Source organism: Paenibacillus sp. Marseille-Q9583 (genome assembly GCF_976954365.1).
In genome coordinates this window covers 69,908-94,801 of sequence record NZ_CDRJTB010000009.1, presented here as the reverse complement: position 1 = coordinate 94,801, position 24,894 = coordinate 69,908, and the positions used below count along the sequence as shown (strand labels likewise).

Below are 24,894 nucleotides of genomic sequence, written 5' to 3'. Positions count from 1 at the left end.
AAAGACACCTTAAAAGGTGTCTTTTTTCATTTTAACGGCAATGTCTACTCCACCAAAACGCCATTAATGAACGTCATAGTTTTATCTTTGAATTCAAGGATAAATTTGTTTGGAAAATTCAGATCGGTTTGAATCTCCGTCCCCAACATAACTTTTTTTCCTACATCATCAAAGGGATTATGAATCAAGCCTCTAGGGGTATATTTAGTTTCGGAACCGATCACATTATTATTTTCATCGCGGATAAATTTAGTTTTTCCTGAGAACACCAAGTCCTTGCCGTTTTCCAAAGTCAGATGAACCTCCAAATGAGTCTTTGTCTTCTGATAATCGATAGTCACATCTTTAGAGGACACAGGGAAGCCAATCACAAAAAGTCCAATAAGAGCTGCAGCCAGTATGATTACCGATAAGATGGAAAGGACGATTACCTTTATGTTTTTTGATTTCACCTTTTTAAAATAATTAAGTTTGTTAACCTCTTCTTTATCAACAATAGGCACGTTTAGATTTGCTGTTGCGGTCATTTCATGATAGGACTGAAGGCAGCTTTCGCAGGTTTGCAGATGTTTTTCAATCTCTTCGTTGCTATGTAAAGAGGTTAGCTTTTCGATATAGGAGGGCAATAAATCCTGAATGATCTCGCATTTCATGAAGATCTTCCTTTCATTAATTTTTGTTTTCCACGGTAAAAGGTAACTCTTGCCCAGGTTTCATCTCTTCCGAGAATTTCGCCAATTTCCCGAAAGCTGAATTCTCCAGTCAAACGCAGATACAATACTTCCTTGGTATTTGGATCAAGTAAATGAAGCTGTTTAAATAACTCCATTTTATTTTGAGCTAAAATGAACTCAGTTTCTGTTGAATTTGCGTTAGAAAAAGGAGGGTCTTCTAATTCACAAGTCTTCCTTTTATTCTGCTTGTCCAGTTCCTGATACCACACATGCTTAGCAATTTGACAAAGCCATACGTATACTTTGCAGGTTCCATCATATTTGTGTATGGACTTTATAGCTCTATAAAAGGTTTCTTGGGTGATTTCTTCTGCCAGTAAATGATTATGGCAAAAACTAAATACGAATTTATATACTTGGGTTGAATATTCCCTGTATAATTGCTCGTTGTCCTGCATCCGTTCACCTCCTCACTTTATATATCCGTAAAAAGCTATAAACGTTACAGCCTTTCTAAAATAATTATGAGTATAACGAAATAACGCCTTGGGTGTGTAGAATGATAAAAATCCTTAGAAATGTAAAAAAAGAAGGACTGTTTTTCCTCTATAATTAGATGAGATCTTATTGTACAAGTTACAAGGGGGCTCATAAATGACAATAAAGGTGAACCGACAGTTAAATGAAGGTCCTAAAATAAAAAAAGAACAAGATATTGTCACGAGTATGATTCGTATATATTGTAAGAAAAAACATCACCATAAGGGGCTTTGCAACGAATGTCAGGATCTAAACGATTATGCTCTGAAGAGGTTAGCTTATTGTAAGTTCGGGGAAGTGAAAACGGCTTGTGCTAAATGCCCTATTCATTGTTATAAACCGGAGTATCGTCAAAGAATAAAAGGGGTTATGCGTTTTTCAGGTCCATGGATGTTACTATATCATCCCATTGAGTCAATTAGGCATATTCCATTACCCAATAAGCTGAGGAAATAAGTGAAAAACGGACATCATTTGATGTCCGTTTTAAGATCAAGCATTTTACGTTCTATTTTCCGCTAGGCAATAATTTATTCAATAAGATCGCAGCCAATGAAGCCGCTAGGATAGGTGAGCCTAATAAATATTGCGCGAATGAAGGTAAGGAATGCAAGTAGTCGCCAGGAATGAGTACCAAAGCTAACGTGATAATCATCGGGATTGCGATAATGTACATTTCTTTTTCGCCAATCGTTACGTTCTTCATCACCTGCACACCATTAATTGCAATGATCCCGCAGACGATAGCGAAGACGCCGCCGATTACAGCGGATGGAATGGAAGAGATCAGAGCAGCTAATTTACCAGAACAACCGAAGAGGACAAACCATCCTCCTACAGCGAGGAAAACCCGGCGGGAGGCAACACCTGTGATGGAGATAATTCCCGCATTGGTAGAATAGCCTGTAACAGGTGTTGAACCGAGTGCAGAAGCAATAAGACAGCCAATCCCCTCACCGATAACCCCTTTATTAATATGTTCGTCGGTTAAAGGTTTATTGATTACGTTGCTGACAGCAAACCAGGTACCTGTTGTTTCAGCTAGCAGTACGAGATAAATAATAACCATGGTGATAATAGCCGAAAAGTTGAACGAGAATCCGAAATCTACAAAAGCGATACGCGGCATGCTAAACCAGTTCGCCTTGCTAATCGCTGAGAAATCTAACACACCCATCATGTTAGCAGAGATACATCCAACTACTAACGCCATCATGACGGAAATAATTCGGAAGATCGATCCTTTATTACGGAACATAGAACCGAGAATCACGAATAAAAGGAGTGTACCTGCTGAAATAAGGGCTAACAAAACGTTCTGATTGATTGAAGCGCCTGAAGCTCCATAGATATTGTCTCTTATAGCAACAGGTAATAAAGACAGACCAACTATGAATATGATCGTACCACCTACAATGGGTGGGATAAAGTTCTTAACAATTTTATTAAAGATCCCGACATAGCCCAAAATAATAACTAGAACCGCACCGACTAAGCTGGCACCTAATACGGAACTCCAACCCAGCTCCCCGCCGCCACTAGCGGCATAAATACTGACGATCGCACCAAGCGGAACATAAGATGGACCTTGCGCGATAGGAAGCTTCATACAGAAATAAGTCTGCACAATCGTTGCAAGTCCAGCAGCAATAAAGGTAGATTGAATCAACGCGCTTGACTGATTCGGTTGTAAGCCGATTAACATTGCAATCAGGAAAGGAACTACATAAACGTCCATTGCCAATACATGTTGAAAGCCTAGGATGATGGATTTACCTAAGGAAACTTTTTCATCGGGTAGAACGGTTAATAGTTGTGACTTCAATGGCGCTTGATCTTGTACGTTTGCTTGTGTTTCCACTCAGATGCCCACCTTATATTTTCTAGTTTTATCGATCCTTAACGTGAATGAACCTTTTCACCCTGTACCCAGACTTCACGGATATTCTCAGGTCGAGCTAAATACATCATCTTTTGAAACACGTCCTCTAAATCTTCATTCCCATCAAAAATAGGCAATCTAGCAGATGGTAATTTCGTATCAATAATTTGAACATCCCATGTATAGCCTTCTAGTATCCGACCGATAGGTAAGCTTAAACTTTTACCACCGCCAGCAGTAGCAAGATAGAAAGCTTCATCAATCTTAATCCGTGATCCTAGTAATCCACGCTCTTGTGCAGGAAGGGAAGGATTAACGCCGTCCTCTAGCATTCTTGAAGACATTACAGCTTGTCTTATGTTATCGAAGAGACTAGGTGAAAAACCTCCAGAAATATCAGACCCTAAACCAATCTCTACACCTTTGGAGTGGAAATGAGCGATAGGGATGACACTATTGGCAAAATAAGCGTTTGATATCGGACAATGTGCAATAGCCGTTCCTGTCTCCGCAAATAGTTCTACATCGTCTTCTTCTAAAAAGTTACAATGTGCCATTACAGATTTATCACGGAGTAGACCGAAATCATGCAAGGCAAAAGCATCGTTCTTCTGGAATCGTTCTTGTACATAACCATGTGCCCAATCACTTTCACTACAGTGCGATTGAATATGAGTATCATATTTGGCGGCTAAGTCTCCTAAACCTTGCAAAGCCTCATTCGTACAGCTAGGAATGAACCTAGGTGTCACTACTGGATAAACGCCTTGCTTAGTAGATTTGGCTAGTTCTTTTACCGCTAGTATAAATTCTTCTGTATCTTTAAGTGCGGTGTCGGTGTCAGTGTCGCGATAGTATTCTGGATTTCCTTGAGGATCGTCCATTACCACTTTTCCAACGAGTCCGCGTTGCCCTTTATCCGCACATATTTGGGCTAATAGTAAACTGGCTTCTTTATGCACCGTTGCAAAATAAAGAGCTGTAGTAGTTCCGTTCGCAAGTAAAGTATCAACCACATCATCGTAGACCTTTTTAGCAAAATCCAGGTCCGAAAACTTAGACTCCAGTGGGAAGGTGTACGTATTTAACCAATCATAGAGTGGAATATCTAATGCAGTTCCAGATTGAGCCCACTGCGGGGCGTGAACATGCAAGTCGATAAAGCCAGGCAAAAAATACTGACCTTCAGCTAATCGATGGAAGTTGTCTTGGCCTTGATAAGTAGCTAGTAAAGTTTGATAGTCGGGTTCTTCTGGTGAAACGATCTTTTCTATCATTCCATCTGTATTAATGCAGTAGAGATGGTCTTTTAAAATTTGAATTTCCTTTGGTGATTTGCTTGAAAATGAAGTGCCTAGGAATATTTGCATATATTCAGTCATGATTTCCGCCTTAATGTTCGTCTTTTGGTGTTCGTTTGTTATTATAATCCGTAAAAAATGATAAGTCTATACCTAAAGTCGAACAAAGAAGGAGGGTGGGTGCTGAATTATGCCCTGATTAGATCATAATTGTTAGCATTAGGTAAAATGTATGCGGTTACTTACTTATGCTATAATACATATAGATAAATTAGGTTAAGCGCTTAAGAAAAATGGGTTAGGAGTGTTACTGAGATGAGAAGATATAACTTTTGGCGTCCGATCATGCTAATTATTGTCGCGTTGCTTACGAGAAGCCTGGTAACTAACGTATGTATTTTGTTTGGTATGCAGGCTGAAGTAGCGAGTAGTATAGGTACGCTGGGCATGGTCATCGCCGGTTTAGTGATGTATAATCGCATGAACATTCGCCGTCGAAAATAACGAACAGATCTCTAGAATCCGATCTATTTGGTTAATTAATAAGATATGAAATTAGCGCAGGAGCATTTGTTGACCCGTTATACATAAAAATCAATCCATCGGGATTTGTTTTTAGGACATAGCCAGTATCATAGAAAATAATGAAAAGGACGCCCTTAAGGGTGTCTTTTTTGGGTTGTTCAAGTAACTATACAAAACAATTATAGTCATTCTTTCATCTTTACCGCTGTAAATATATGTGAGTAAATAGGTGGGTAAAGAAAGGGGAGAGAAAGAATGCCATATGTTGATAAACTTCCCAAGTCCATAGAAATGCAGCTTACGGAACAACCGTTATTCCACTTTAGATCTGATTTAATGAAAGATGGACAATTCGGTGAGCAATGGCTTGTATTGACAGAGAAGGAAGTGTCCGTTTGGGGAACGGACGGGAGAATGGTTTCGAAGTTTTTTGTTTCGAGCATAACCGATGCTCGAGTAGTAGGTGGGGTAGGAGGCGGTTCGTTACTTGTAGATACTAAAGAGGGTCCAATCATTCTTATACGTTATACCGCATCGCTTACCTCTATATTTGGATATGCGTCTAAATTAATTGCTGCTGTAGCTAAAGGGGAAGAACGGCCAACGGCTTCTGAAAAGGAATTTCCAAGACATTGTCCGAAATGCCGCAATCCGCTACCAGACGATTCTCAGACCTGTCCGGTGTGTAAAAGTAACGGCAAGGTTCTATTTCGAATGTTAAGTTACGCTAAGCCGTATAAAATCCAAATGATCGCAGCAGCGATTATGCTGATTTTCACTACATTGATAGAGCTTGTTCCACCTTTTTTGACGAAAATGATTGTAGATAACGTGCTAACAAAAAAGGACATGGGTTCAACGTTGCTATGGATTGTAATTGGGCTTGCAGCCACCTCTCTGGTGGTTACTCTAATGCAGACTGTACGTGGACTTATCGGGGTATGGATTGGCTCGAAAATTATGGGTGATCTGCGTCATGATGTGTATCATTCCTTGATGAAATTGTCGTTATCTTTTTTCGATCGAAGACAGTCTTCGCAATTCATTGGACGGGTAAATAATGACTCTGAGGCGATGCGGCAATTCATGACAGATGGCGTAATATGGGTCTCGGGTGAATCATTAAGGGTGATCGCAATCTTCGCCATTATGTTTAGTATGGATTGGAAGCTAACGCTGCTAGCCATGCTGCCTATGCCGCTTATGGTCGTACTATCGACTGTATTATGGCCGATGATTGGCAGACGGTGGTACCAGCAGTGGAGATCTATTTTTAGACTAAACGCTCTGGTTGGTGATTCTTTGCAGGGGATTCGTGTGGTTAAAGCATTTGGTCAGGAAAATACCGAAATGTCACGTTATACTGTCGCTAATAAGGAATTGGTGCGGCACAATATCCGGATTGAAGGCTTGTGGCAGGGGATGTTTCCCGCCTTTGCGTTAGTTGCTGGCGTTGGTACCCTATTAATTTGGTATTATGGCGGCAGAACGGTGCTTGATGGACAGTTATCTATTGGTACACTAATCGCTTTGGTGACTTACCTCGGGATGCTCCTCGGACCTTTGCAGTGGGTAAGTCAAATGATCAATTGGGCCAGTCATGCGATTTCAGCTGCAGATCGGGTTTTCGAAATTATGGATACACCATCCGATGTGCCTGATACTACGAGCCCAGCTGATATTGGTCGTGTTAATGGTGAGGTAGAGTTTAAACAGGTCACTTATGGATACGAAAAGCATCACCCTGTGCTCAAGAACGTGGATTTAAAAGTAGGTGCAGGAGAGATGATTGGTCTGGTCGGACATTCAGGTGCTGGGAAGTCGACCTTCATCAACATGATTTGCCGATTCTATGACACAGATGAGGGTACCATCACCATCGACGGTGTGGATATCCGAAATATTAGCCAGTTTGACCTTCGGAGTCAGATCGGTGTAGTGCTACAGGAGACATTCCTGTTCGACGGCACGATTGCTGAGAATATCGCTTATTCTAAACCGGACGCTACAGAGCTGGAAATTATGCGTGCTGCTAAAATTGCCAATGCACATGACTTCATCGTTCAGCTACCTGATGGCTATGACACAAGGGTAGGAGAACGTGGGCATAAGTTATCCGGAGGTGAGAAGCAGCGAGTGTCTATTGCCCGAGCAATAATTCACGATCCGCGGATTCTAATTCTGGACGAAGCAACAGCTTCTGTGGATACAGTGACTGAGCGGCAAATCCAAGAAGCGATCTCGCGTCTGGTCAAAGGTAGAACGACATTCGCCATTGCTCATCGATTGTCCACTTTAAGAAATGCCAATCGGCTCGTCGTGCTGGAACGCGGTAAGATTATTGAGGTGGGTACGCATGAAGAATTGCTAGCAGTAGAAGGGGCTTACTTCAAACTGGTCGAAGCGCAGAAAGAAATGTCCCAGATCAAGGGGGTAGAAGTGCATGAGTGATCCAATCAGCGTCAGTGATGAATTGAAAGCTCAAGATAAAGATAAAGATCCCTATGAAATTAACATTTTTGAACCGGGTCTGATTTCCTTTAGCCGTAGTCAAGGTGGGGTGTTTCAAGGGGTAATAGAAGGTAAGGTTTATGAAGAACTAATCCTTTTTCGTATATTTCCTTTTCAATACAACACCCAGTATATTTCTGTGAGAAATTCTAAGAGTGAGGAGATTGGTGTCATTCGTGACATTGATCAGCTGGATGAGGAAAGTCGGGGGGAAGTGGACAAAGAATTGCAGCTGCGATACTTTCTTCCCGTTGTGACCCGAATTGATTCCATCAAACAGAAGGCAGATATGTGGATTTGGGAGCTGCAAACGAATCTGGGGCAGACCCGTATCGTTATGCGTAACCTGCATGAGCATATGCAGTACCCGAGTCTTTACCGCATCATTCTTACTGACGTCAATGGAAAAAGATGCGAAATTCGTGATTATTCCACTTTGGATATTCAGAGTCGGAAAAAGCTGAAAGACGTTTTATAGTGGAAGAAGCAAAGTGCTTGGTAGTTTATACTACTGAGTACTTTTTTGATCTGTGTAAACATCCGCTGTTATCCCTCCTTTTAGGATGAGGAAACGCATTGGATTGGAGCAAATTTGTCACTAAACTCCCAGTATATGTGGTAATATATTACAACTAGATGATTATTATATGGGAGGTATGTGAGTGAAGCATAAATGGATGAACTCGCCGTACACCTTTGCTTTAGGGATGTTTGCGATGATGGTTCCCAGTCAGGCTTTTAGTTCTTTTTACAGTTATTTTTATGTGGAGAAATTGGGCTTGGGCATTGGACTTGCTACACTGGCCAGAACAATCTTTCTGATCTGGGATGCGGTGAATAATCCGCTGTTTGGATACTGGTCAGACCGCACAAATACCCGCTATGGTCGGCGTAGACCCTGGGTGTTCGGCTCGATTCCGCTATTTATGCTGGCGTTTGTGCTGGTGTTCTCTCCACCCGGCGGATTATCTGAAAATGGACTCTTCACTTGGTTTCTAGTGACACTTATTTTCTATGAGGCTGTCGCTACGGTCTTGTGGGTGAACTATGGCGCACTGCTTCCGGAGCTCTTCCGTGGAGATCGTATTCGGGCAAAAGCCTCTGCGATTCAGCAAGGGTATCAAGTGGTTGCTCTGTTAATCGGTACGGCTCTAACGCCAATCCTTTTCGCAGCAATTAACTTCTCTAATATGGCTATTGTGTATGCCTGTCTCTTCGGCGTGTTTATGTTTTTATGTATGATGAATGTCCAAGAGAAGAAAGAGACCACTAAGACCGAACCGTTGAAGCTCATCCCGGCTTTTCGGGAGACGATTCGGAATAAGAAGTTCTGGGTGTTTAATATTTCGAACTCTTTTGCCCAAACGGTTAATGGACTTGTAAGCTCGATGATTCCCTTTTATGCAAAATATGTTCTACATATCTCAGAAGCACAGGTGTCTATTATGCTCGCGGCTGTCTTTGTCTCGGTCATTCCATTAGTGTTTGTGTGGTATTGGATTATTCGTAAAATGGATGGGGTCAAGGCATGGCGGCTATCGCTTATCCTATATACTTTATCTGTCATTCCGCTATGGTTCGGTTATGATCTTGTAAGTGGTGTGGCCGCTGGCATTGTTGTTGGTTTCGGACTAGCAGGATTTCTAGTAACCCCGGCAATCGTAGGTGGCAAAATTATTGATGAGGATGCGGAGAAGACAGGTCTGAGAAGAGAAGGCATCTATACCGCGGTAAGTGGATTCATCACTCGCTCGAGCGGATTAATTTCGGCGCTGGCTTTTTTCATTGTAGGGATGATCTTTGGTTACAAGGGTGGCGATGATCCAGGGTCTGATCCAGAAGCAACCTTCCGGTATTTAATAAGCGTGGTGCCGTTATGTCTGCTAGCGATATCTGTTGTCATATCTTTTACTATTAAATTTACATTTACGGGGCAATTGAGAGGTGATGCTGACTATGAGCAAAAGATTAATCATCAATTGTGATGATTTTGGGCAAAGCCCTGCCATGAATCAGGCGATTATGCATCTATTAGAAGAGGGAAAAGTATCTTCAGCGACGATAATGGCGGTGGCCCCTGGATTCGAGGAGGCAGCTAGATGGTGTAGCCGTAGGCAACAACGAAATGTGGGCCTTCATTTGACGATGACTAGTGAGTTTGAGGCTTTACGCTGGAGCAGCCTGACTGGGGATTCTTCACTACATGATGATGGCGGGCATCAATATAAGACGGTAAAAGAGTTTGAGCAGGGGGCACAGACAAAAGCTGTGCTGAAGGAGATTGTTGCGCAGTATGAGAGAGTGAAACAATCCGGAATCGTGATTAGTCATGTAGACAACCATATGGGAAGTTTATATGGCATGGAAACGGGACGCAGCTTGCTCCCGCAGACGTTGTGGAGAATTTCGCGCTGGGGATTGCCATCCCGGTTCTTTCGATACATCCATCCAGAGGATCCTCTTCTGGGATCGCTGAAAAATATTGAACGACCTGTTGCACTTGGATCCGGGCTGGCCGATACACTTGGAGTCCCGATTCCTGATTACTTGTTGTCGCATCCTTTTGGTGTAGAAGAGGGTGAGACGTACGATCGTTTCAAACAATCCATTATCACCAAGATGTATTCGCTACCTGATGGTGTTAGTGAAACCTATATTCATCCCGGAATCGACGATCCGTGGATGCTTGCAAATATACCACATTGGGAGAAGCGAGTCTGGGAATATCGCCTACCCTTTGATGATGATTTTACCTATGCGATTCGTGATGCTAGTGTTGAATTGACGGATTATCGCTATGTACAGGAGCATTTAAAGCGCCCACGGGTAAAATCTGCGGGGAGACTGTTAAAGCGATTGATAAGTTCATGAAAGAAAATAAAAGACACCTTGTGGGGTGTCTTTTGACTATCCCATTAAACCCTTCAGTCCATTCAAGAATGGGGAAATAGATTTAATCATATTGTAGCCCATTTTCACAACCGGCATGGTTCTTTGGATCATCCCTACGAAGCCCATAATTCTACCGAATCCTGAAGCGCCTGAACTTGCAGCCTCGGTAGCCCCTGCAGCTCCTCCTCCCATTCCAAAAAGTGAGCCGAATAACGGCATGAGTCCTGATACGTTCGCTTTCCGGGAGCGGGAAGAAGAGTGCTTTTTTGATTTTTTGTTTTTATTTTTATTTTTACGTGGTTTGGAGAGGGTCAATCCATCCTTATCGAGGCCAGTTATCCATCCTACATACGTACGTCCATCATGAAGCGTAACGCACACAGGTCTACCCTTGAGCTGTTCAGCTCGCTTGCGAATTTTTGCTCTGTTTGACATTTGTGGATCACCTCATTGGTCTATTTAATTATATATTACTCAGATATTCCGGTGTTGCTTGTGCGGGTTCATCATTAATATGAAAAGAAAGTCCAAAAAATTGGATGAGGAAACGACGTTATACATAAATATCGATTTCCAAGTATCTCTCGTGAAAGCCCATTGCATTTATAAAGGTGTTCTTCCGCTTATAAGATTCGAATAACAATTAGTGAAGGGGGTGGTAGGATGTTATCTGCATGGATTGGGAGTATTACTTTTGCGGGAGCGGCGATTCTTTACATATTACTGTCTTTAGGATTACCTTATGGAGAGTTCGCAATGGGTGGCAAACATAGAATCATGCCCTCACAGATGAGGATTGCGTGTGCGATCTCAGTTGTTATACAACTGATTGCAATCTCGTACTTGTTGCAGGCAGGCAACGTGATTTCTATTGGATTACCTTTTGATAGAGGCGTATGTTACTTTTTTACAGTCTATCTAATTCTCAATACCGTAATGAATATATTATCGAAGAGCAGAAAAGAAAGACTTGTGATGACACCTTTGTCTTTAATCACGGCAATTTGTTTTGGGTTTACTGCCATCATGAGTGGGTCTTGAGAGAGTTATTATCAGATAAAGATTCGACGTGTTTTGATTTTATGTATGCGCTTTCTTAGGACGCATCTCTATAAGGTGTGTTTTTTTGTATGTCTAGAGACTCTTGATCTAATAAAATAAAAATGTGACCTAGGTCTTTCTTCACACGTTAATATATTTAACACGAAATTATATTAATTTTACAATCCTATACGTTTTCGTCATGTTTGTGTGATATAATATCACCGAAATTATGTAAAAACTACTAGGGGGAATAAATCTTTATGGGATGGAAGACACGATGGAACAAGCCTCTCGCTTCTGTACTAGCAACTGCAGTGCTTTCTGCACAGGTACTAGGTGGAGTCGTTTTGGGTACGGTTTGGAGTCCGGACAAAGTAGCTGCTGCACCTGCTACACCTGCTTCTGGAGCCAAGGTTGAGCTCCGTTTGATGAGTACAACGGATGTGCACACTAATGTGTATGGTTGGGATTATTTTAAGGGTGCACCATCTGTAACCGTCGGTCTTGACCGCACGTCAAGTCTGGTGAAACAAGCGAGAGCTGAAGAACCCGACAACCTCCTGCTTGATAATGGTGACTTGATTCAAGGAACTCCGCTGGGTACGTACGTGGCGAAGAAATCGGAACTGAAAGATCCGAATGAGATTCATCCGATGATTGCGGCTATGAATGCTATGGGATATGATGCTGCGACTTTTGGCAATCATGAATTCAATTATGGTTTGCAATTTTTAGATCGTACTATAAATGGTAGCGATGGTAATGAGTTAACTACCGGTGCAAATTTCGATTATGTGAATGCGAACATATATAAAACAGATGGCACGAATGCCTTTGAACCTTTTGTTATCATACCTAAAACAATAAAAGACAGTAATGGTCAAGATCAAACGATTCAAGTCGGCCTAATTGGCCTTGTTACCCCTCAAATCATGGAGTGGGATAAGGTTAATCTGGAGGGCAAAGTAGTCGTTGAAGATATTGCTGCAACGGCAGAGAAATTTGTTCCTAAAATGCAAGCTAAAGGAGCAGATGTCATTGTTGCTATGGCTCATACTGGGTTTGATATCAACGCTGTTATAGGTGATGGTTCTGAGAATGACATTAACGCCTTGAGTAAGGTTCCGGGTATCGATGCGATCACATTCTCACATACCCATAAGGTATTCCCAACGGGAAATGACAGCACACTGGATGCTTTGTTCAAAGATCCGGACACTAAAAAGCCTTACGATAACGATAAGGCTGTGATCGATAATGTGAATGGTCACATTAATGGTACGCCTGCTGTACAAGCTGGCTACGGCGGTGCTTATTTAGGTCTAATTGATCTGGATATTGTATACGGTGATAAAGGCTGGGAAGTAGATAAGAAAAGCTCAAAAGCTTCAACTCGTTCTATCTATAAGACAGAGAATAAAGTGAATTATCCAACGGTCGAACCTGATCCAGCTGTAGATGCTGCTGCTGCGGCAGCGCATAACGCTACTATTGTTTATACTGAACAGAAGCTGGGTGTGACAACGGCTCCAATGAACAGTTATTTTGCAATGGTTCAGGACGATCCTACAGTTCAGCTCGTAACGTATGCACAGAAGTGGTATGTTCAGAAGTATATTGATGTCAATGTTCCTCAATATAAGGACCTACCGATTCTGAGTGTCGGCGCTCCATTTAAAGCAGGACGTAACGGCCCAGAAGAATACACTAGTATTGATGAAGGCAATTTGACTATCCGTAGCGCAAGCGACCTCTATCTATACGATAACACGCTCAAAGCGATCAAGGTTAAGGGTTATGTTGTTAAAGAGTGGTTGGAAATGAGCGCGGGTGCATTTAACCGCATCAAACTTGGAATCTCGACTCCGCAGTCTCTGTTGAATCCGGAATTCCAAGTCTTTAATTTTGATGTGATTGATGGGGTCCAATATAAAATTGATGTAACGAAAAACGCGAAGTACAATCCGGATGGCTCCATTAATGATGCTTCTTCGAGTCGTGTGACGGAAGTGACTTACAATGATCAGCCTTTAGATCTTGATAAGGATTTTATTGTTGTCACTAACAATTACCGTGCAAGCGGTGGCGGTAACTTCCCGGGTGTTAAAGGCTCAGAGTTGGTAGTAGACTCTCAAGATGAGAATCGTCAGGTCTTGATGGATTATATCAGTGAAGCTGGAACGATTGATCCTACTGCTGATGGCAACTGGTCCTTGGCACCTATTAAGGGTAGTGTGAAAGTAACATTTACTACAACGCCTAAAGCAGCAAGTGTACTTCCAACGAACATATACGATATGGGTCAGCAAAATGATAAAGGCTTCGGAATTTTCGAACTGGATCTAAGTGTGAAAACTCCTGCACCAACTGCAGATGTTGAAGTTCACCTTATTGGAATCAATGACTTCCATGGTCAACTAGACACAGTTTCTACAGTGAGCAATAAGTCTGTAGGCACAGCAGCTTACCTCGCGACTTACTTGAAACAGGCTCGTGCAAAGTATGAGAACTCCTTGCTCTTCCATAACGGTGACTCCGTAGGAGCATCGGCACCTGTATCCTCGCTTGAGCGCGATGAGCCGACTCATGCTTGGATGAATATGATGAAATTTGATGTAGGTTCCTTGGGTAACCATGAGTTCGACCAAGGTGTTGATGCGCTAATGACACAGCTTTATGGTGGTGCTGATCCAAAGAACAAAAAAATTATCCATGCTGGTTCTGATTTTGATTATGTGAATGCTAATGCAGTGTATGGTAAAACAGATAATAAACCAGGTCCACCGATTATTAATCCTTATGTGATCAAAGAAGTGGGTGGAGTCAAGATTGGGTTTATAGGTCTTGTAACTAAATCTACACCAAGCAAAGTTGCACCTTCCGGTACAGTTGGCGTATATTTCCTCACTCCTGAGGAGGAAGTAGCGGCTGTTGAGACATATGCCAAGGAGCTCCAAGCTAAAGGTGTAGAGACGATTGTCGTGCTTGCGCATGATCCAGCCTCTACTAAAGATGGCGTAACTACAGGTGAAGCTGCTGATCTGGCCAAAGCGCTTCCTGCGGATTCCCCGGTTGACGTTATCGTTGCTGGTGATAACCATGCTCTGGCAAACGGAACAGTAAACGGGAAGTTGATTGTACAAGCATACTCTTACGGTACAGCATTTGAAGATATCAAGCTGATTATTGATCCTAAAACAGGAGATGTGAAGGACAAGTCTGCTGTAGTAACTTCCACCTTCCATGAAGGTGTAACACCAGATCCAGAAAGTGTGGCACTGGTAAATGCTTACCTTGAGAAGCATCCTGAACTAACCCAACCAGTGGGTACAACTGATGGAACCGTAACTCGTACGGATGCTTATACCAAAGAAGCTGCCCTTGGTAACCTGATTGCTGACGCTATGCGTGCTGCTGATTTTGGTGATGGCGCAAAGGCAGCTGATTTTGCCTTTATGAATCCGGGTGGTATCCGTGCGGATCTTCCGAAGGGTGATGTAACCTTTGGCGATTTGGCTAAAGTTCAGCCGTTCGGCAACACGCTTGTGAAGCTGACACTAACTGGAGATCAGATCAAAAAGTTGCTTCAGCAGCAATGGGGCGTGAAAGCCGACAAATCACCAGATATCAAAACACTGCAAATTTCTGGACTGAAATATACAGCGAATATGTATCTTCCAGTAGAGGATCGCGTTGCCAATCTTACGCTGACTAACGGAACACCAATTAATCCTAAGCAGGAATATACGGCAGTCGTGAATAACTTTATGGCTGCTGGTGGGGATAACTATAAGGTTCTGACTGAAGGTAAGAATTCATTAGCTGGTCCGATTGATTTGGATGTATTCTACGATTACATTGTGAAGACGTTTGATCGCAAAGAGATCAAGGCGGTCATTGAAGGTCGTATTACAAACAAAGAGAAGGCTGATGATACGGGATCAGGCAGTGGCGATGGGGGTTCTAACGTTGTAACTCCAACACCTACTCCAACCGTGAAACCGACAGCATCACCAGCACCAACAGCAACACCAGCGCCAACTACTGCTCCAGCAGCAAGCTTCAAAGATCTGGGTAAGGTAGCTTGGGCGCAAGAAGCTATTCAAGCTTTGGCTGCTAAGGGTATCATAAAAGGGTTGGATGCAAATACTTTTGCGCCAACCAAAACAGTGACTAGAGCAGAGTTTATTACAATGCTGGTACGCGCACTGAATCTGACGGGTTCGGCAACAACCAGTTCATTCACCGATGTTAAACAAGGAGTTTGGTACACGGATTCTATCGCTGCTGCGGTGAAGGCCGGACTTGTACAAGGCTCTGGAAATGGTAAATTCGAACCGGGTCGTGAAGTGACTCGTGAAGAAATGGCTATTATGATTGCTAATGCATTGAAAGGTAAACTACAGCCGATTGATAAGAATGCAGCGCTGGGCAAGTTTGCAGACAAGTCCAGTATTGCTCCTTACGCACAGGACGCTATAGCACAACTGACCCAATTGGGAATTGTAAACGGTGTTGAGGGCGGTAAATTTGCACCTAAGGGCATAGCTAATCGCGCTCAAGCGGCAGTCATTATCTACCGTATGCTTGAACAAGCTTCATAATCCGACAGTTCTTCTGAAAAGTGTATCGATGATCCCTAATAGGGACTCGGTACACTTTTTCTTTTTGCATTAGGTATTGCCCTTTGCGCTAATATATGATAATTTAGTTCTGCACTGCATGATTCTTTTATATTTTGTGCGGTCGTGGCGGAATTGGCAGACGCGCACGGTTCAGGTCCGTGTGGGTTAATCCCCGTGGAGGTTCGAGTCCTCTCGACCGCATACCTAAGTGCTTATAAATTAGCTGTACTTTTGAAAGGCTCTTCAACCTGAAGAGCCTTTTTCTATTTATAAGGATATTTCAGATTTGGATAACTCTAATGTAAAAGAAGTGAAGCGAAGATGGAACCTAATGTAAATGTCAATACGAAGCGAAGTGTGCGGTTTCTTGAAAAATATTTTTCAGGAGAATCTTTAGATTATCGCCATATGATTGCTTTATTTATCCCTATTCTGGTAGATCAGGCCTTTATAGTAGGGCTAAATCTAGTGAATACGGCTATGATTAGTTCGTCCGGTGTGGCGGCTATCAGTGCGGTGAACATGATTGATTCCCTTAATCTTTTTCTCATTAGTGTGTTTATCGCGGTATCAACAGGTGGTACGGTTGTCGTAGCGCAGTATAAAGGAAGCGGTAATAGTCTTATGGTATCCAAAGCTACCGCAGGCGCCACTTCATCGGTTTCCCTTATGGCTTTTGTTATTGGTATGTTTGGTATTCTTTTTCATAATCCGCTGTTGAACTTACTATTTGGAGCAGCTTCACCCGAGGTAATGCACAACGCCCGAATCTATTTGATTGGGAGCTGTATCTCCTATCTTGGAATAGCTGTGGTAGAGGCAGTGTGTGGTGCTCTTCGGGGAATCGGAAGGACGAGAGCCTCGCTTGCGCTATCGCTCATTATGAATTTAGTTTACGTCCTCTTGAATCTCGTATTTATTAACCTTTTGCATATGGGCGTTCTAGGGATGACCATTTCTATAAATATAGCTCGATATTTGGGCGCGATATGCGCTCTGTATTATCTGTTCCGGATGGACAATGAACTGCATATTCGAATTCGTGACTTATTGGTAGTTCAATTCTCCATGCTCAAAAAAATAATGTTCATCGGTATGCCATTTGCAGCGGAGCAGATGTTCTTTAATGGTGGTAAGATTCTGACGCAAGTCTTTATTGTCAGTCTCGGTACTTACGCGCTTGCTACAAACGCTATCGCCTCTTCCTTTGCGGGGATTATGCAAATTCCGGGTAATGCGCTGTCTTTGACGATTATTACAGTGGTCGGACAATGTATGGGAAGCAATAATGTGAAGGATGCTCGGAAATTTATTAAATCGTTTCTCGTAGCCTCTTCCCTTTCCTTTGTAGTGATGGGATTGTTAGTTATGCCTTTCTTCCATCCGCTAGTGTCGATGTTCCATCCACCTGCAGAGATTGTGAGGGATATCTTCATAATTGTACTTATCAATACAATCGTACAAATACCGCTGTGGTCTGTTAGCTTCATAACACCGTCAGCGCTTAGAGCGGCGGGTGATTCCAAGTTCACATCCATGGTGTCTATGTTAAGTATGTGGTTGTTCCGTGTAGTACTCGGATACATCTTAGGTATTGTTCTCGATTTCGGTCTACTTGGGGTTTGGTTAGCTATGAACTGTGAGTGGGGAATTAGAGGATTCATATTTCTACGGCGCTTCATGGGTAAGAAGTGGGTTCAGCATCGTGTTATATAGTAAAAGTAAAAGACACCCCGTGTGGGTGTCTTTTTGTTTGCCATGCATGTAGTATTATTCTTTAATCTGCGAGAACAAATCATTCAAAGCTTCACTCATTGTAGGGTGAGTAAAGATATGATCTCTCAAAAAGGTAAAATCTTGCCCTGTTTGTATTGCCATGCTCACGATATTAATCACTTCGCTAGATTCCGCACAGAACAATGTAGCTCCTAGGATTTTATTGGTTTTTACATCCACAATTGCTTTTAGGAAGCCCTCGGTTTCGTTAATTAAGCGAGCGCGTGGAATAGCTGCTGCAGGCAACTTAGCGACTATAATTTCAAGTCCTTGTTCGACGGCTGCTTCTTCACTTATTCCTACTCTGGATAGCGGGGGATCAATAAATACACTGTATGGAACAACGTCACGGTTATTTGTGGTATGGGAATGATCGCCGAAGAGATCATTTCGTACAATTCTATAATCATCTAATGAGATGTAGGTAAACTGTAATCCGCCTTTGACATCTCCGAGGGCCCATATATGGGGAACGGTGGTTTTTAGGGAAGGGTCCACCTTAATAGCGCCCTGATCTGTAACTTCTACACCGGCTGCTTCTAAATTTAATCCCTCAATGTTTGGTTTTCTACCTGTCGCAATCAGAACAGCATCGACTTTCAATTCTTGAATAGTACCATCTATTGAAAAGGAGATTACTGTTCCATCTTTAACATCCTTCAGTCCTATAACCTTTGCATTCAGTTTGACCTCAATGTTCTTCTTGGTAAAGGTTTGGAGGACGGCGTCCGCGACATCGCGGTCTTCTTTAGGAATGAATTTCGAGGAACCCTCCAGCACCGTAACCTGTGAGCCGAATTGACTGTAGATCGAAGCGAATTCCAATCCAATATAACCACCACCAATGATGGCTAGTTTAGTTGGGAGCTCCTTAAGATCCATAATGGATGTGCTTGTATATACGAACTTACTATCTTGTATCCCATCAATAGTAGGAATGATGGTTTCAGCGCCCGTATTAATGAAGATTTTATCGGCGGTTAAGATTTTCGTCTCACCGGCATCCTTTACTTGGACTTCGTGATCCGATAAGAAGGAAGCTTCACCATTGATAATTTCTATATTCTCGTTTTGATTTAGATTATCGTAATTTTTTTGGCGTAGACTTGAAATAAGCTGATCCTTATTATGGACTGCTTCTATATAATCTTCTCCTTGATGGGCTTGATAAGCTAAGGATTTCGTAGGGATACAGGCGATGTTAATGCAAGTTCCACCGTACATTTTCTTAGAGCGTTCAATCACGGCTACTTTCCATTTTCGATTAGCTAGTTCTGTGGCAAGGGTCTTTCCGCCTTTACCGAAACCAATAATAATAGCGTCGAACTTGTTCATTGTAATACCTCCGGGTCACGCAGGATGTTTTATATTATGCATTAAATAGCATGTTGCTTTATTATTACCCTAAATCTGAAAGCCATTAAACGAACGAAAAAGAGATTTGAAGACGAAAAAGAGATCTCCTCTAAAGGAAATCTCTTGATGGTCAATATCGATCCGCCATCGACTATGGTTTGGTTACCAGCTTCTTCGTTGAGGTCGACAATAGCTACCTTGGCGCTTTCTTTAACAATGAAAGAACTGAGTTCGAGGTACTTAGGAGGATCGCTTTTTGTTGTTCGCTCGACATAAAACTGTCTAGGTAGGGGAGAGTGTAGGGAATCCCATGGTGATCACTGCACCGCCATCCTTACGGTTCCCTGCCGAAATCAGACCTCCGGAGCGCTCAACGATCGCACGGGATATGGCTAGTCCTAGCCCTGATTCGCCATCTTTTCCTTTTACAAATCGGTGGAACAGGTATGGAAGCAGATCTTCTGATATGCCAGGGCCATCATCACTAACGGAGAGCAGAACCCGGCCATCTTTAACCGAAGCATGAATGTAGATATGCTGGTTGGCATAACGAGTGGCATTGGAAACTACATTAAGCAGCGCCTGTAATAGCTTATCTCTATCGGCACGGATTGTAAGTGGCTCGCAGTCATCGTAGGATACATGTAGGGTCAGCCCCTTTTTCATCAAAAGGGGGTTCATGCGTTCAATTGTTTCTACGACTAAATCGTCCAGAGAAAGCTCGCTAGTTCTAAATATATCCTCCTCACTATCCAGCTTCGCAAGCAGGGTCATTTCAGTAACGAGTTTCTTCAGACGACTACTCTCACTCATAATAATATCCAGACCTTTATCGATGCCTTCCCCCTCGAAGATACCATCCTTGATCCCTTCAGCATAACCAGAAATAGACATCAATGGAGTTTTTAATTCATGTGAGGCATTCTGGAAAAATTGCTTCTGTACGTGGTTAAAACGATTCAATTCGCCAGCCATGTCATATACCGACTTAGCGACAGCGCCAATCTCTCCGCCAGCTTTGATTAGCTTAACGTCTGAAAAGTGGCGTTCCTTTACCTTTTTCAGCTCTTGCTGTAGCTTCATTAGAGGTTGGATTAGCTTTTTTGTGATAAATAGAGCAAATAGAAACATAAACGCGCCTGCTGCACCGAAAACGATCAGTAGTCTTTTGAGCAGCGCTTGTTCAATCGTTGTAACTGCGCTCATTGGCGTAAGTAGAGTTAGCGTGCCTATCGGTGTGGCTTTCACTTCTGTTATATATCTGGTATCTGTTCCATTCCAAATGTTCTCGAGATCAGAGGTCTGACCTGTGACAAACTGCGAAGTGTAGTCTAACGTGATCGAACTCATATTCGATGAGGTGGACAATACTTTTCCTGTCTCATCGCTAAGAATGGCCTCGACGCTTGCAGTGCCTACAGATGAGGACATGATCGCTGGCAACGTACGGAGTTCAGTCCCTATGTCGGCCCTTTGTGCAATCCCTTGAATCATAGTGGCTGACATGGCCGTGCCAAGAGTTCGTAATTCTTCCTTTTGTGTTCCAACAAAATGATTGAGCAGCACGAAATGGATCACGAAAGCGGTAATAGACAGGAGCAACACCAATACAATGCTAAAAGCTAAATTAATCTGATGAGCTAGCTTCATTGATCTCCACTCCCTCCTCAATACGCATGCGATAGCCATGTCCCCACACAGCTTCTATCGGCAGCAGGTCTAGTTTTTTCCGCATTCGTTTAATTAAATGGTCCACGGCGCGGTCACTCCCGAAATAGTCATCTCCCCAAACATAGGTTAACAGCTCATCTCTTGTAAATGCGCGGTTTGGAGAAGCTGCAAAAACTTTTAGTAGGGTGAATTCTTTGCTGGTGAGTTCAATCTCGTTTCCGTGCCAAAACACACGTCTTTCCTCCAATAATAACTGTAGATAGCTAACTTCAATTTGCGTCGATAGGTGTGGGCTACTACTTGCGGGTTCCACGGGATTACTCATTTTATACCAGCGTTGTAACTGGCGTTTAATGCGAGCAACTAGCTCCCGGGGGCTAAATGGCTTGACCAGATAATCATCACTGCCAAGTTCTAAGCCTAATATTTTATCGACTTCATTATCTCTTGCGGAGATCATAATAATCGGTACCTCGGCTTCATTGCGAATTCGCCGACAAAACTCGTACCCGTCCATACCAGGCAACATTACGTCGAGCACCCACATATCGGGTGGGCTTGTCTGCCATAAGGTCCATGCTTCTTCAGCGCTGCCAAGGCCGATTGTGCGGTAGTTTTCTTTTTGTAAATAAGCCTCTACAAGATTACGTATATGTTGATCATCGTCTACTACGGCAATGAGATAGTTGGTATTCATTTCGTTACCTCCAGATTATTCTTCTGCAATTATATCAATCCACAGGTGAATATAGGGGTCTGCCATCGTTTTTCCACAAATTAACCAATGTTATGCCACACCGATTTTGTAAGCTTGGACTTGTAAGATCATTCAAATCGACGAGGAGTGTTGTATTTATGAATCAACAGATGTTATTTAAAAAGTTAGCGTTGTCCGCCCTACTAGTGTCCGCAGTTGCCGCACCGACTGCAGTGAACGCAGCTAGTGGAGCAAACGATCAAAGTGCGAAGACAACAGCAGCAGCCGTGGTTACTCCAGCAAATAGTGGATCACTTTCTGCAAGCCTAATAAGCTTTGATTGGGTAGATCCCCTGGAACTGGTTAAAACATATGCACCTAATACCCTAGAAGACTGGAAGAAGACCTTGGATCAATATTATAAGGCTGCTGGATTTAGTATTACCGCAGCTTCTGAGCTTGTACCTTCTGAGCAAGTGGAGGGAGTTCAATTATCGAAAGTGATTGTATCAGCTGAAGCTCTGCCTGTGAGTTACATTGAAGCGGGTCGCAATGTTGAGGTATTACCTAATGATAAGAAGATGGAGAGTTTTGTCTCTACTTCAATTAAAGGTGTAGCGGCAATTGCGGCAGTAGAAGCGACTGAAGCTACGATTTCAATTCAAGAACTTAGTGAGGCTGATAAAGCCTTCTTCAAAGCCCAAGAGGATCTGAATAGTGCGGCTAAAACCAAAGATTCCACTGTGATTAAGGAAGCTTTAACTAAACTATTGGACCAATATAAAGAGAAGATCAAGGCGTTAGAAACGTCGAAGTAACAGTGATAATCGCAGCTTGATACAGAATAGAGAGATTGAAAAGGTAAAAGCAAAAAGACACCTCGAGGGGTGTCTTTTTGTTACGTAAATGTATCTAGTCCAACCCAATCTCGCTTTTTGCTTGAACCCTTGCTCGTTTCCGCCAATTCACTCCGATTACCCCGGCGATGATCATCACCGTGCCGGTCCAATGATACCATTCCAGCTGTTCATTCAGCAAAAGTACACCGCCGAGAATAGAGACAACCGTCGACAGACTGCCGAAGATACTCACACGTGAAGCCTCCATTCGGGATAAAGCATAGTTGGAGAGGAAGGAGGTCACGAGGGAAGATAGCACACCGAGATAAATCATGGAGAATATGAATTTTGGCTCCTGAAAAGGTGTAAAATACTGATTCAAGGTGCCTGCCGAACCATGTTTAATGATCGACAATCCATTAAAAAATATAAATCCAAATAAAGTAATCATATAAGTGAGCTCTTTAGGACTCCAGGTTCGTGTCAGCTTTCGGGCCGCAACATTATAGCCGGCAAGGGATAGCGCTGAAATTAGGATGAGTAAGACGCCCCACAGACTAGAGGAAGAAATACTCACGCCCGGAATGGCAAAGATAAGAATGATGCCTGCAACCGAGATTAAGGTGGAGATCTTCTGGAATCCGCTCGTAGTTTCTTTCAAGAACATCGCTGCTAAAATGATGGTGAAGATGGGCATGGTCGCCTGAATAATGCCTGCTACAGCAGATGTTGTATGCAGAAGTCCAAAAGCTTGAAGTGTAAAGTACAACGACGGGTATAGTAGAGCAAGTGGGATTACCACTGCTGTCTTGGAAATACCAAACTTCACCCGCTCCCATCCTGGAAAAGTAAATAATGAAGCGGCAAGGAAAGATAATGTGAAGCGGTGGGCTAACGTATCGAATGGGTCTGAGACGGTTAAAGCCATTTTAACAAATATAAAAGAAAACCCGACAATAATAGCATTCAAGACAGCAGCTACTATCGCTTTTTGAGTAGAAGATGTATTCATCTATAAGACCTCCAAAGTGTTGCGCGCATTTAGGACCGGTCCTGTTATGCTCTTTATTCTAAGGCTAGAACGGCTGTGCTACAATGTAATTATTGTTCATCTGTACCGGTACAAAATAAATTCGGAGGTAGGTGAAGGGGATATATAAGTATTCGGAGTTAATCAACGATCTGGAATTACAAATCGCTGAAGATACATATCGTGAGGGAGACAAGTTACCTTCTATTCGAGAGCTAGCGCTACGTTATGATTGCAATAAGAGCACGGTTATTCGAGCACTCCAAGACCTTCAGGACAAACATCTAATCTATGCCGCGTCAAAGAGTGGATATTATGTCATGAAACGCAGTGGGGAGCGAAAAGAAGAGGGGGCGCACTGGATTGATTTTACAGCATCTGCACCGGACCCGGATATTTTTCCGTATCTAGATTTTCAACATTGTATTAATAAGGCGATCGATATGTACCGTAAGGATTTGTTTATCTATGGAACGCCGCAAGGGCTGCCGTCTCTGATCCGTGAAATGCAGCGGCAACTGGCCTCTTATCAGGTATTTGCTGATTCCAAACAGATTTTTATCACCTCTGGTGTGCAGCAAGCACTTGGACTCCTAACCCGTATTCCTTTTCCAAATGGCAGGGAGCGCGTGTTGATTGAACAGCCGAGTTACCCACTGTTTATGGAGTATTTGAAGACGTACGACATCGAGACAGAGGGGATACAGCGTTCGGATGACGGGGTGGACTTGAATGAATTAGAGCGGTTATTTAAGACGGGACAGTTCAAGTTCTTCTATACCGTACCACGGTTTCATAATCCGCTTGGCGTTTCCTATACCCGCAACCAGAAGAAGGCGATTGCTCAGCTTGCAGCTAAATACGATGTGTATATCGTTGAGGATGACTACATGGCAGATCTGGAGCAGGATACGAAGCAAGATCCGATTTATGCCTATGACAATACATCACACGTTATCTATTTAAAAAGCTTCTCCAAGATTATATTCCCAGGTCTGCGCGTTGGTGTGGCTGTACTTCCTGAGGTGCTCTGTGAGTCCTTTAACCGATTCAAAAGACTGATGGATATAGATAGTTCTATGCTGTCTCAAGCTGCCTTGGAGTTGTATTTGAAAAGTGGAATGTTCGAGCGCCACCGAAAAAAGATGCGTTCCTGCTACGGAAAAAGATCCATGCTCCTCCATGATTCGATTATGAGGGAGGCAAATGCAGCGTCTGAACAGCATTATTCCTATGTTCCAGCTAGTCAGCTAGGCGTGCATACGTATCTGAAATTGGAGGATAACCTTAGAGCAGAGCAGATGATCAAACGGCTGCAAAAAAAGTTCATTCGAGTGGAGATGGCGGATAGCGGTTACCTTCCCTATTTTGCGAAAAAAGAGAGAATTCTAAAGCTCAACGTATCAAGTGTAAAAGAGCCTGATATTCCCTCTAGTATTGAGCGAGTCATTCGAGAAATTCGCTGATTAGTAGCAATAAAAGCTATAACTAACTTGAGGAAAATAAGAAAAAGCCTGCTTAATTTAGCAGG

General features: G+C 42.8%; 20 protein-coding genes and 1 tRNA gene. 12 read left to right on the top strand and 9 right to left on the bottom strand.

From position 1 onward, the window contains the following. Positions 1–44: 44 nt before the first annotated feature. Both ACWNM1_RS06890 and ACWNM1_RS06885 read right to left on the bottom strand, forming a co-directional pair. Entirely contained in the window at positions 45–653 is a 609-nt protein-coding gene (locus ACWNM1_RS06890; protein WP_449600435.1) for a zf-HC2 domain-containing protein, read from the bottom strand. Next, the gene (locus ACWNM1_RS06885) at positions 650–1,132 is read right to left on the bottom strand and encodes an RNA polymerase sigma factor (protein WP_449600434.1); all 483 of its coding nucleotides are present in this window, start codon (positions 1,130–1,132) and stop codon (positions 650–652) included. The genes ACWNM1_RS06890 and ACWNM1_RS06885 overlap by 4 nt, the downstream gene beginning before the upstream one ends. Before the next feature lie 196 nt (positions 1,133–1,328). On the opposite strand from ACWNM1_RS06885, the gene ACWNM1_RS06880 reads away from it, so the two are divergent. Next, complete coding sequence (locus tag ACWNM1_RS06880; RefSeq protein WP_449600433.1) at positions 1,329–1,670, top strand: nitrous oxide-stimulated promoter family protein; 342 nt, start codon at positions 1,329–1,331, stop codon at positions 1,668–1,670. Between the two features lie 52 nt (positions 1,671–1,722). On the opposite strand, the gene ACWNM1_RS06875 is transcribed toward ACWNM1_RS06880, so the two are convergent. Beyond that, positions 1,723–3,075, bottom strand: a complete 1,353-nt coding sequence (locus ACWNM1_RS06875) for a uracil-xanthine permease family protein (protein WP_449600432.1) — start codon at positions 3,073–3,075, stop codon at positions 1,723–1,725. 38 nt (positions 3,076–3,113) lie between these two features. Next, on the bottom strand, positions 3,114–4,478 hold the full coding sequence (gene guaD, locus ACWNM1_RS06870) for a guanine deaminase (RefSeq protein ID WP_076286681.1): 1,365 nt from the start codon (positions 4,476–4,478) through the stop codon (positions 3,114–3,116). A gap of 234 nt (positions 4,479–4,712) precedes the next feature. Here guaD and ACWNM1_RS06865 point away from each other — a divergent pair, with 234 nt between their 5' ends. The 5 genes from ACWNM1_RS06865 to ACWNM1_RS06845 all read left to right on the top strand — a co-directional run bounded on the left by ACWNM1_RS06865 (position 4,713) and on the right by ACWNM1_RS06845 (position 10,304). After that, the gene (locus ACWNM1_RS06865; protein ID WP_449600431.1) at positions 4,713–4,901 is read left to right on the top strand and encodes a hypothetical protein; all 189 of its coding nucleotides are present in this window, start codon (positions 4,713–4,715) and stop codon (positions 4,899–4,901) included. Between the two features lie 276 nt (positions 4,902–5,177). Then, entirely contained in the window at positions 5,178–7,373 is a 2,196-nt protein-coding gene (locus tag ACWNM1_RS06860; protein ID WP_449600430.1) for an ABC transporter ATP-binding protein, read from the top strand. Next, positions 7,366–7,911, top strand: a complete 546-nt coding sequence (locus ACWNM1_RS06855) for a DUF1854 domain-containing protein (RefSeq protein WP_339244302.1) — start codon at positions 7,366–7,368, stop codon at positions 7,909–7,911. The genes ACWNM1_RS06860 and ACWNM1_RS06855 overlap by 8 nt, the downstream gene beginning before the upstream one ends. Positions 7,912–8,095: 184 nt before the next feature. Continuing rightward, positions 8,096–9,418 carry an MFS transporter gene (locus ACWNM1_RS06850; protein WP_449600429.1) on the top strand — a complete coding sequence of 441 codons (1,323 nt, stop codon included), beginning with the start codon at positions 8,096–8,098 and terminating at the stop codon, positions 9,416–9,418. Next, complete coding sequence (locus ACWNM1_RS06845) at positions 9,390–10,304, top strand: polysaccharide deacetylase family protein (protein ID WP_449600428.1); 915 nt, start codon at positions 9,390–9,392, stop codon at positions 10,302–10,304. Before ACWNM1_RS06850 ends, ACWNM1_RS06845 begins: the two co-directional genes overlap by 29 nt. Before the next feature lie 36 nt (positions 10,305–10,340). Here ACWNM1_RS06845 and ACWNM1_RS06840 read toward each other — a convergent pair whose 3' ends face one another. Beyond that, entirely contained in the window at positions 10,341–10,760 is a 420-nt protein-coding gene (locus tag ACWNM1_RS06840; RefSeq protein ID WP_076286675.1) for an LSm family protein, read from the bottom strand. A gap of 228 nt (positions 10,761–10,988) precedes the next feature. On the opposite strand from ACWNM1_RS06840, the gene ACWNM1_RS06835 reads away from it, so the two are divergent. The 4 genes from ACWNM1_RS06835 (at position 10,989) to ACWNM1_RS06820 (ending at position 17,710) form a co-directional block, all read left to right on the top strand. Continuing rightward, the gene (locus ACWNM1_RS06835) at positions 10,989–11,366 is read left to right on the top strand and encodes a hypothetical protein (protein WP_449600427.1); all 378 of its coding nucleotides are present in this window, start codon (positions 10,989–10,991) and stop codon (positions 11,364–11,366) included. A 263-nt stretch (positions 11,367–11,629) separates the two neighbouring features. Beyond that, the gene (locus ACWNM1_RS06830) at positions 11,630–15,973 is read left to right on the top strand and encodes a bifunctional 2',3'-cyclic-nucleotide 2'-phosphodiesterase/3'-nucleotidase (protein WP_449600426.1); all 4,344 of its coding nucleotides are present in this window, start codon (positions 11,630–11,632) and stop codon (positions 15,971–15,973) included. A gap of 138 nt (positions 15,974–16,111) precedes the next feature. Beyond that, positions 16,112–16,195: transfer RNA gene (locus ACWNM1_RS06825), tRNA-Leu, on the top strand. Between the two features lie 120 nt (positions 16,196–16,315). Beyond that, entirely contained in the window at positions 16,316–17,710 is a 1,395-nt protein-coding gene (locus ACWNM1_RS06820) for an MATE family efflux transporter (protein ID WP_042184093.1), read from the top strand. Positions 17,711–17,764: 54 nt separating this feature from the next. Here ACWNM1_RS06820 and ACWNM1_RS06815 read toward each other — a convergent pair whose 3' ends face one another. The 3 genes from ACWNM1_RS06815 to ACWNM1_RS06805 all read right to left on the bottom strand — a co-directional run bounded on the left by ACWNM1_RS06815 (position 17,765) and on the right by ACWNM1_RS06805 (position 21,494). Continuing rightward, positions 17,765–19,105 (bottom strand): FAD-dependent oxidoreductase, encoded by a 1,341-nt coding sequence (locus ACWNM1_RS06815; RefSeq protein WP_449600425.1) that lies wholly within the window; start codon positions 19,103–19,105, stop codon positions 17,765–17,767. Between the two features lie 303 nt (positions 19,106–19,408). After that, the gene (locus ACWNM1_RS06810; protein ID WP_449600424.1) at positions 19,409–20,776 is read right to left on the bottom strand and encodes a sensor histidine kinase; all 1,368 of its coding nucleotides are present in this window, start codon (positions 20,774–20,776) and stop codon (positions 19,409–19,411) included. Next, entirely contained in the window at positions 20,754–21,494 is a 741-nt protein-coding gene (locus ACWNM1_RS06805) for a response regulator transcription factor (protein ID WP_449600423.1), read from the bottom strand. The genes ACWNM1_RS06810 and ACWNM1_RS06805 overlap by 23 nt, the downstream gene beginning before the upstream one ends. Positions 21,495–21,652: 158 nt before the next feature. Between ACWNM1_RS06805 and ACWNM1_RS06800 the strand changes: the two genes are divergently transcribed. Continuing rightward, on the top strand, positions 21,653–22,312 hold the full coding sequence (locus ACWNM1_RS06800; protein ID WP_449600422.1) for a hypothetical protein: 660 nt from the start codon (positions 21,653–21,655) through the stop codon (positions 22,310–22,312). 94 nt (positions 22,313–22,406) lie between these two features. Here ACWNM1_RS06800 and ACWNM1_RS06795 read toward each other — a convergent pair whose 3' ends face one another. Next, positions 22,407–23,345, bottom strand: coding sequence for a DMT family transporter (locus tag ACWNM1_RS06795; protein WP_449600421.1), 939 nt, complete (start codon positions 23,343–23,345; stop codon positions 22,407–22,409). 140 nt (positions 23,346–23,485) lie between these two features. Here ACWNM1_RS06795 and ACWNM1_RS06790 point away from each other — a divergent pair, with 140 nt between their 5' ends. Then, on the top strand, positions 23,486–24,829 hold the full coding sequence (locus tag ACWNM1_RS06790) for an aminotransferase-like domain-containing protein (protein WP_449600455.1): 1,344 nt from the start codon (positions 23,486–23,488) through the stop codon (positions 24,827–24,829). Positions 24,830–24,894: the final 65 nt, after the last annotated feature.

Bases quoted from the DNA above. Each gene is read 5' to 3' on its own strand.
- ACWNM1_RS06840 (WP_076286675.1), bottom strand. From the start codon at position 10,760: ATGTCAAACAGAGCAAAAATTCGCAAGCGAGCTGAACAGCTCAAGGGT.
- ACWNM1_RS06865 (WP_449600431.1), top strand. From the start codon at position 4,713: ATGAGAAGATATAACTTTTGGCGTCCGATCATGCTAATTATTGTCGCG.
- ACWNM1_RS06830 (WP_449600426.1), top strand. From the start codon at position 11,630: ATGGGATGGAAGACACGATGGAACAAGCCTCTCGCTTCTGTACTAGCA.
- ACWNM1_RS06885 (WP_449600434.1), bottom strand. From the start codon at position 1,132: ATGCAGGACAACGAGCAATTATACAGGGAATATTCAACCCAAGTATAT.
- ACWNM1_RS06845 (WP_449600428.1), top strand. From the start codon at position 9,390: ATGAGCAAAAGATTAATCATCAATTGTGATGATTTTGGGCAAAGCCCT.
- ACWNM1_RS06805 (WP_449600423.1), bottom strand. From the start codon at position 21,494: ATGAATACCAACTATCTCATTGCCGTAGTAGACGATGATCAACATATA.
- ACWNM1_RS06860 (WP_449600430.1), top strand. From the start codon at position 5,178: ATGCCATATGTTGATAAACTTCCCAAGTCCATAGAAATGCAGCTTACG.
- ACWNM1_RS06890 (WP_449600435.1), bottom strand. From the start codon at position 653: ATGAAATGCGAGATCATTCAGGATTTATTGCCCTCCTATATCGAAAAG.
- ACWNM1_RS06880 (WP_449600433.1), top strand. From the start codon at position 1,329: ATGACAATAAAGGTGAACCGACAGTTAAATGAAGGTCCTAAAATAAAA.
- ACWNM1_RS06815 (WP_449600425.1), bottom strand. From the start codon at position 19,105: ATGAACAAGTTCGACGCTATTATTATTGGTTTCGGTAAAGGCGGAAAG.
- ACWNM1_RS06810 (WP_449600424.1), bottom strand. From the start codon at position 20,776: ATGAAGCTAGCTCATCAGATTAATTTAGCTTTTAGCATTGTATTGGTG.
- ACWNM1_RS06835 (WP_449600427.1), top strand. From the start codon at position 10,989: ATGTTATCTGCATGGATTGGGAGTATTACTTTTGCGGGAGCGGCGATT.
- ACWNM1_RS06795 (WP_449600421.1), bottom strand. From the start codon at position 23,345: ATGAATACATCTTCTACTCAAAAAGCGATAGTAGCTGCTGTCTTGAAT.
- ACWNM1_RS06855 (WP_339244302.1), top strand. From the start codon at position 7,366: ATGAGTGATCCAATCAGCGTCAGTGATGAATTGAAAGCTCAAGATAAA.
- guaD (WP_076286681.1), bottom strand. From the start codon at position 4,478: ATGACTGAATATATGCAAATATTCCTAGGCACTTCATTTTCAAGCAAA.
- ACWNM1_RS06820 (WP_042184093.1), top strand. From the start codon at position 16,316: ATGGAACCTAATGTAAATGTCAATACGAAGCGAAGTGTGCGGTTTCTT.
- ACWNM1_RS06800 (WP_449600422.1), top strand. From the start codon at position 21,653: ATGAATCAACAGATGTTATTTAAAAAGTTAGCGTTGTCCGCCCTACTA.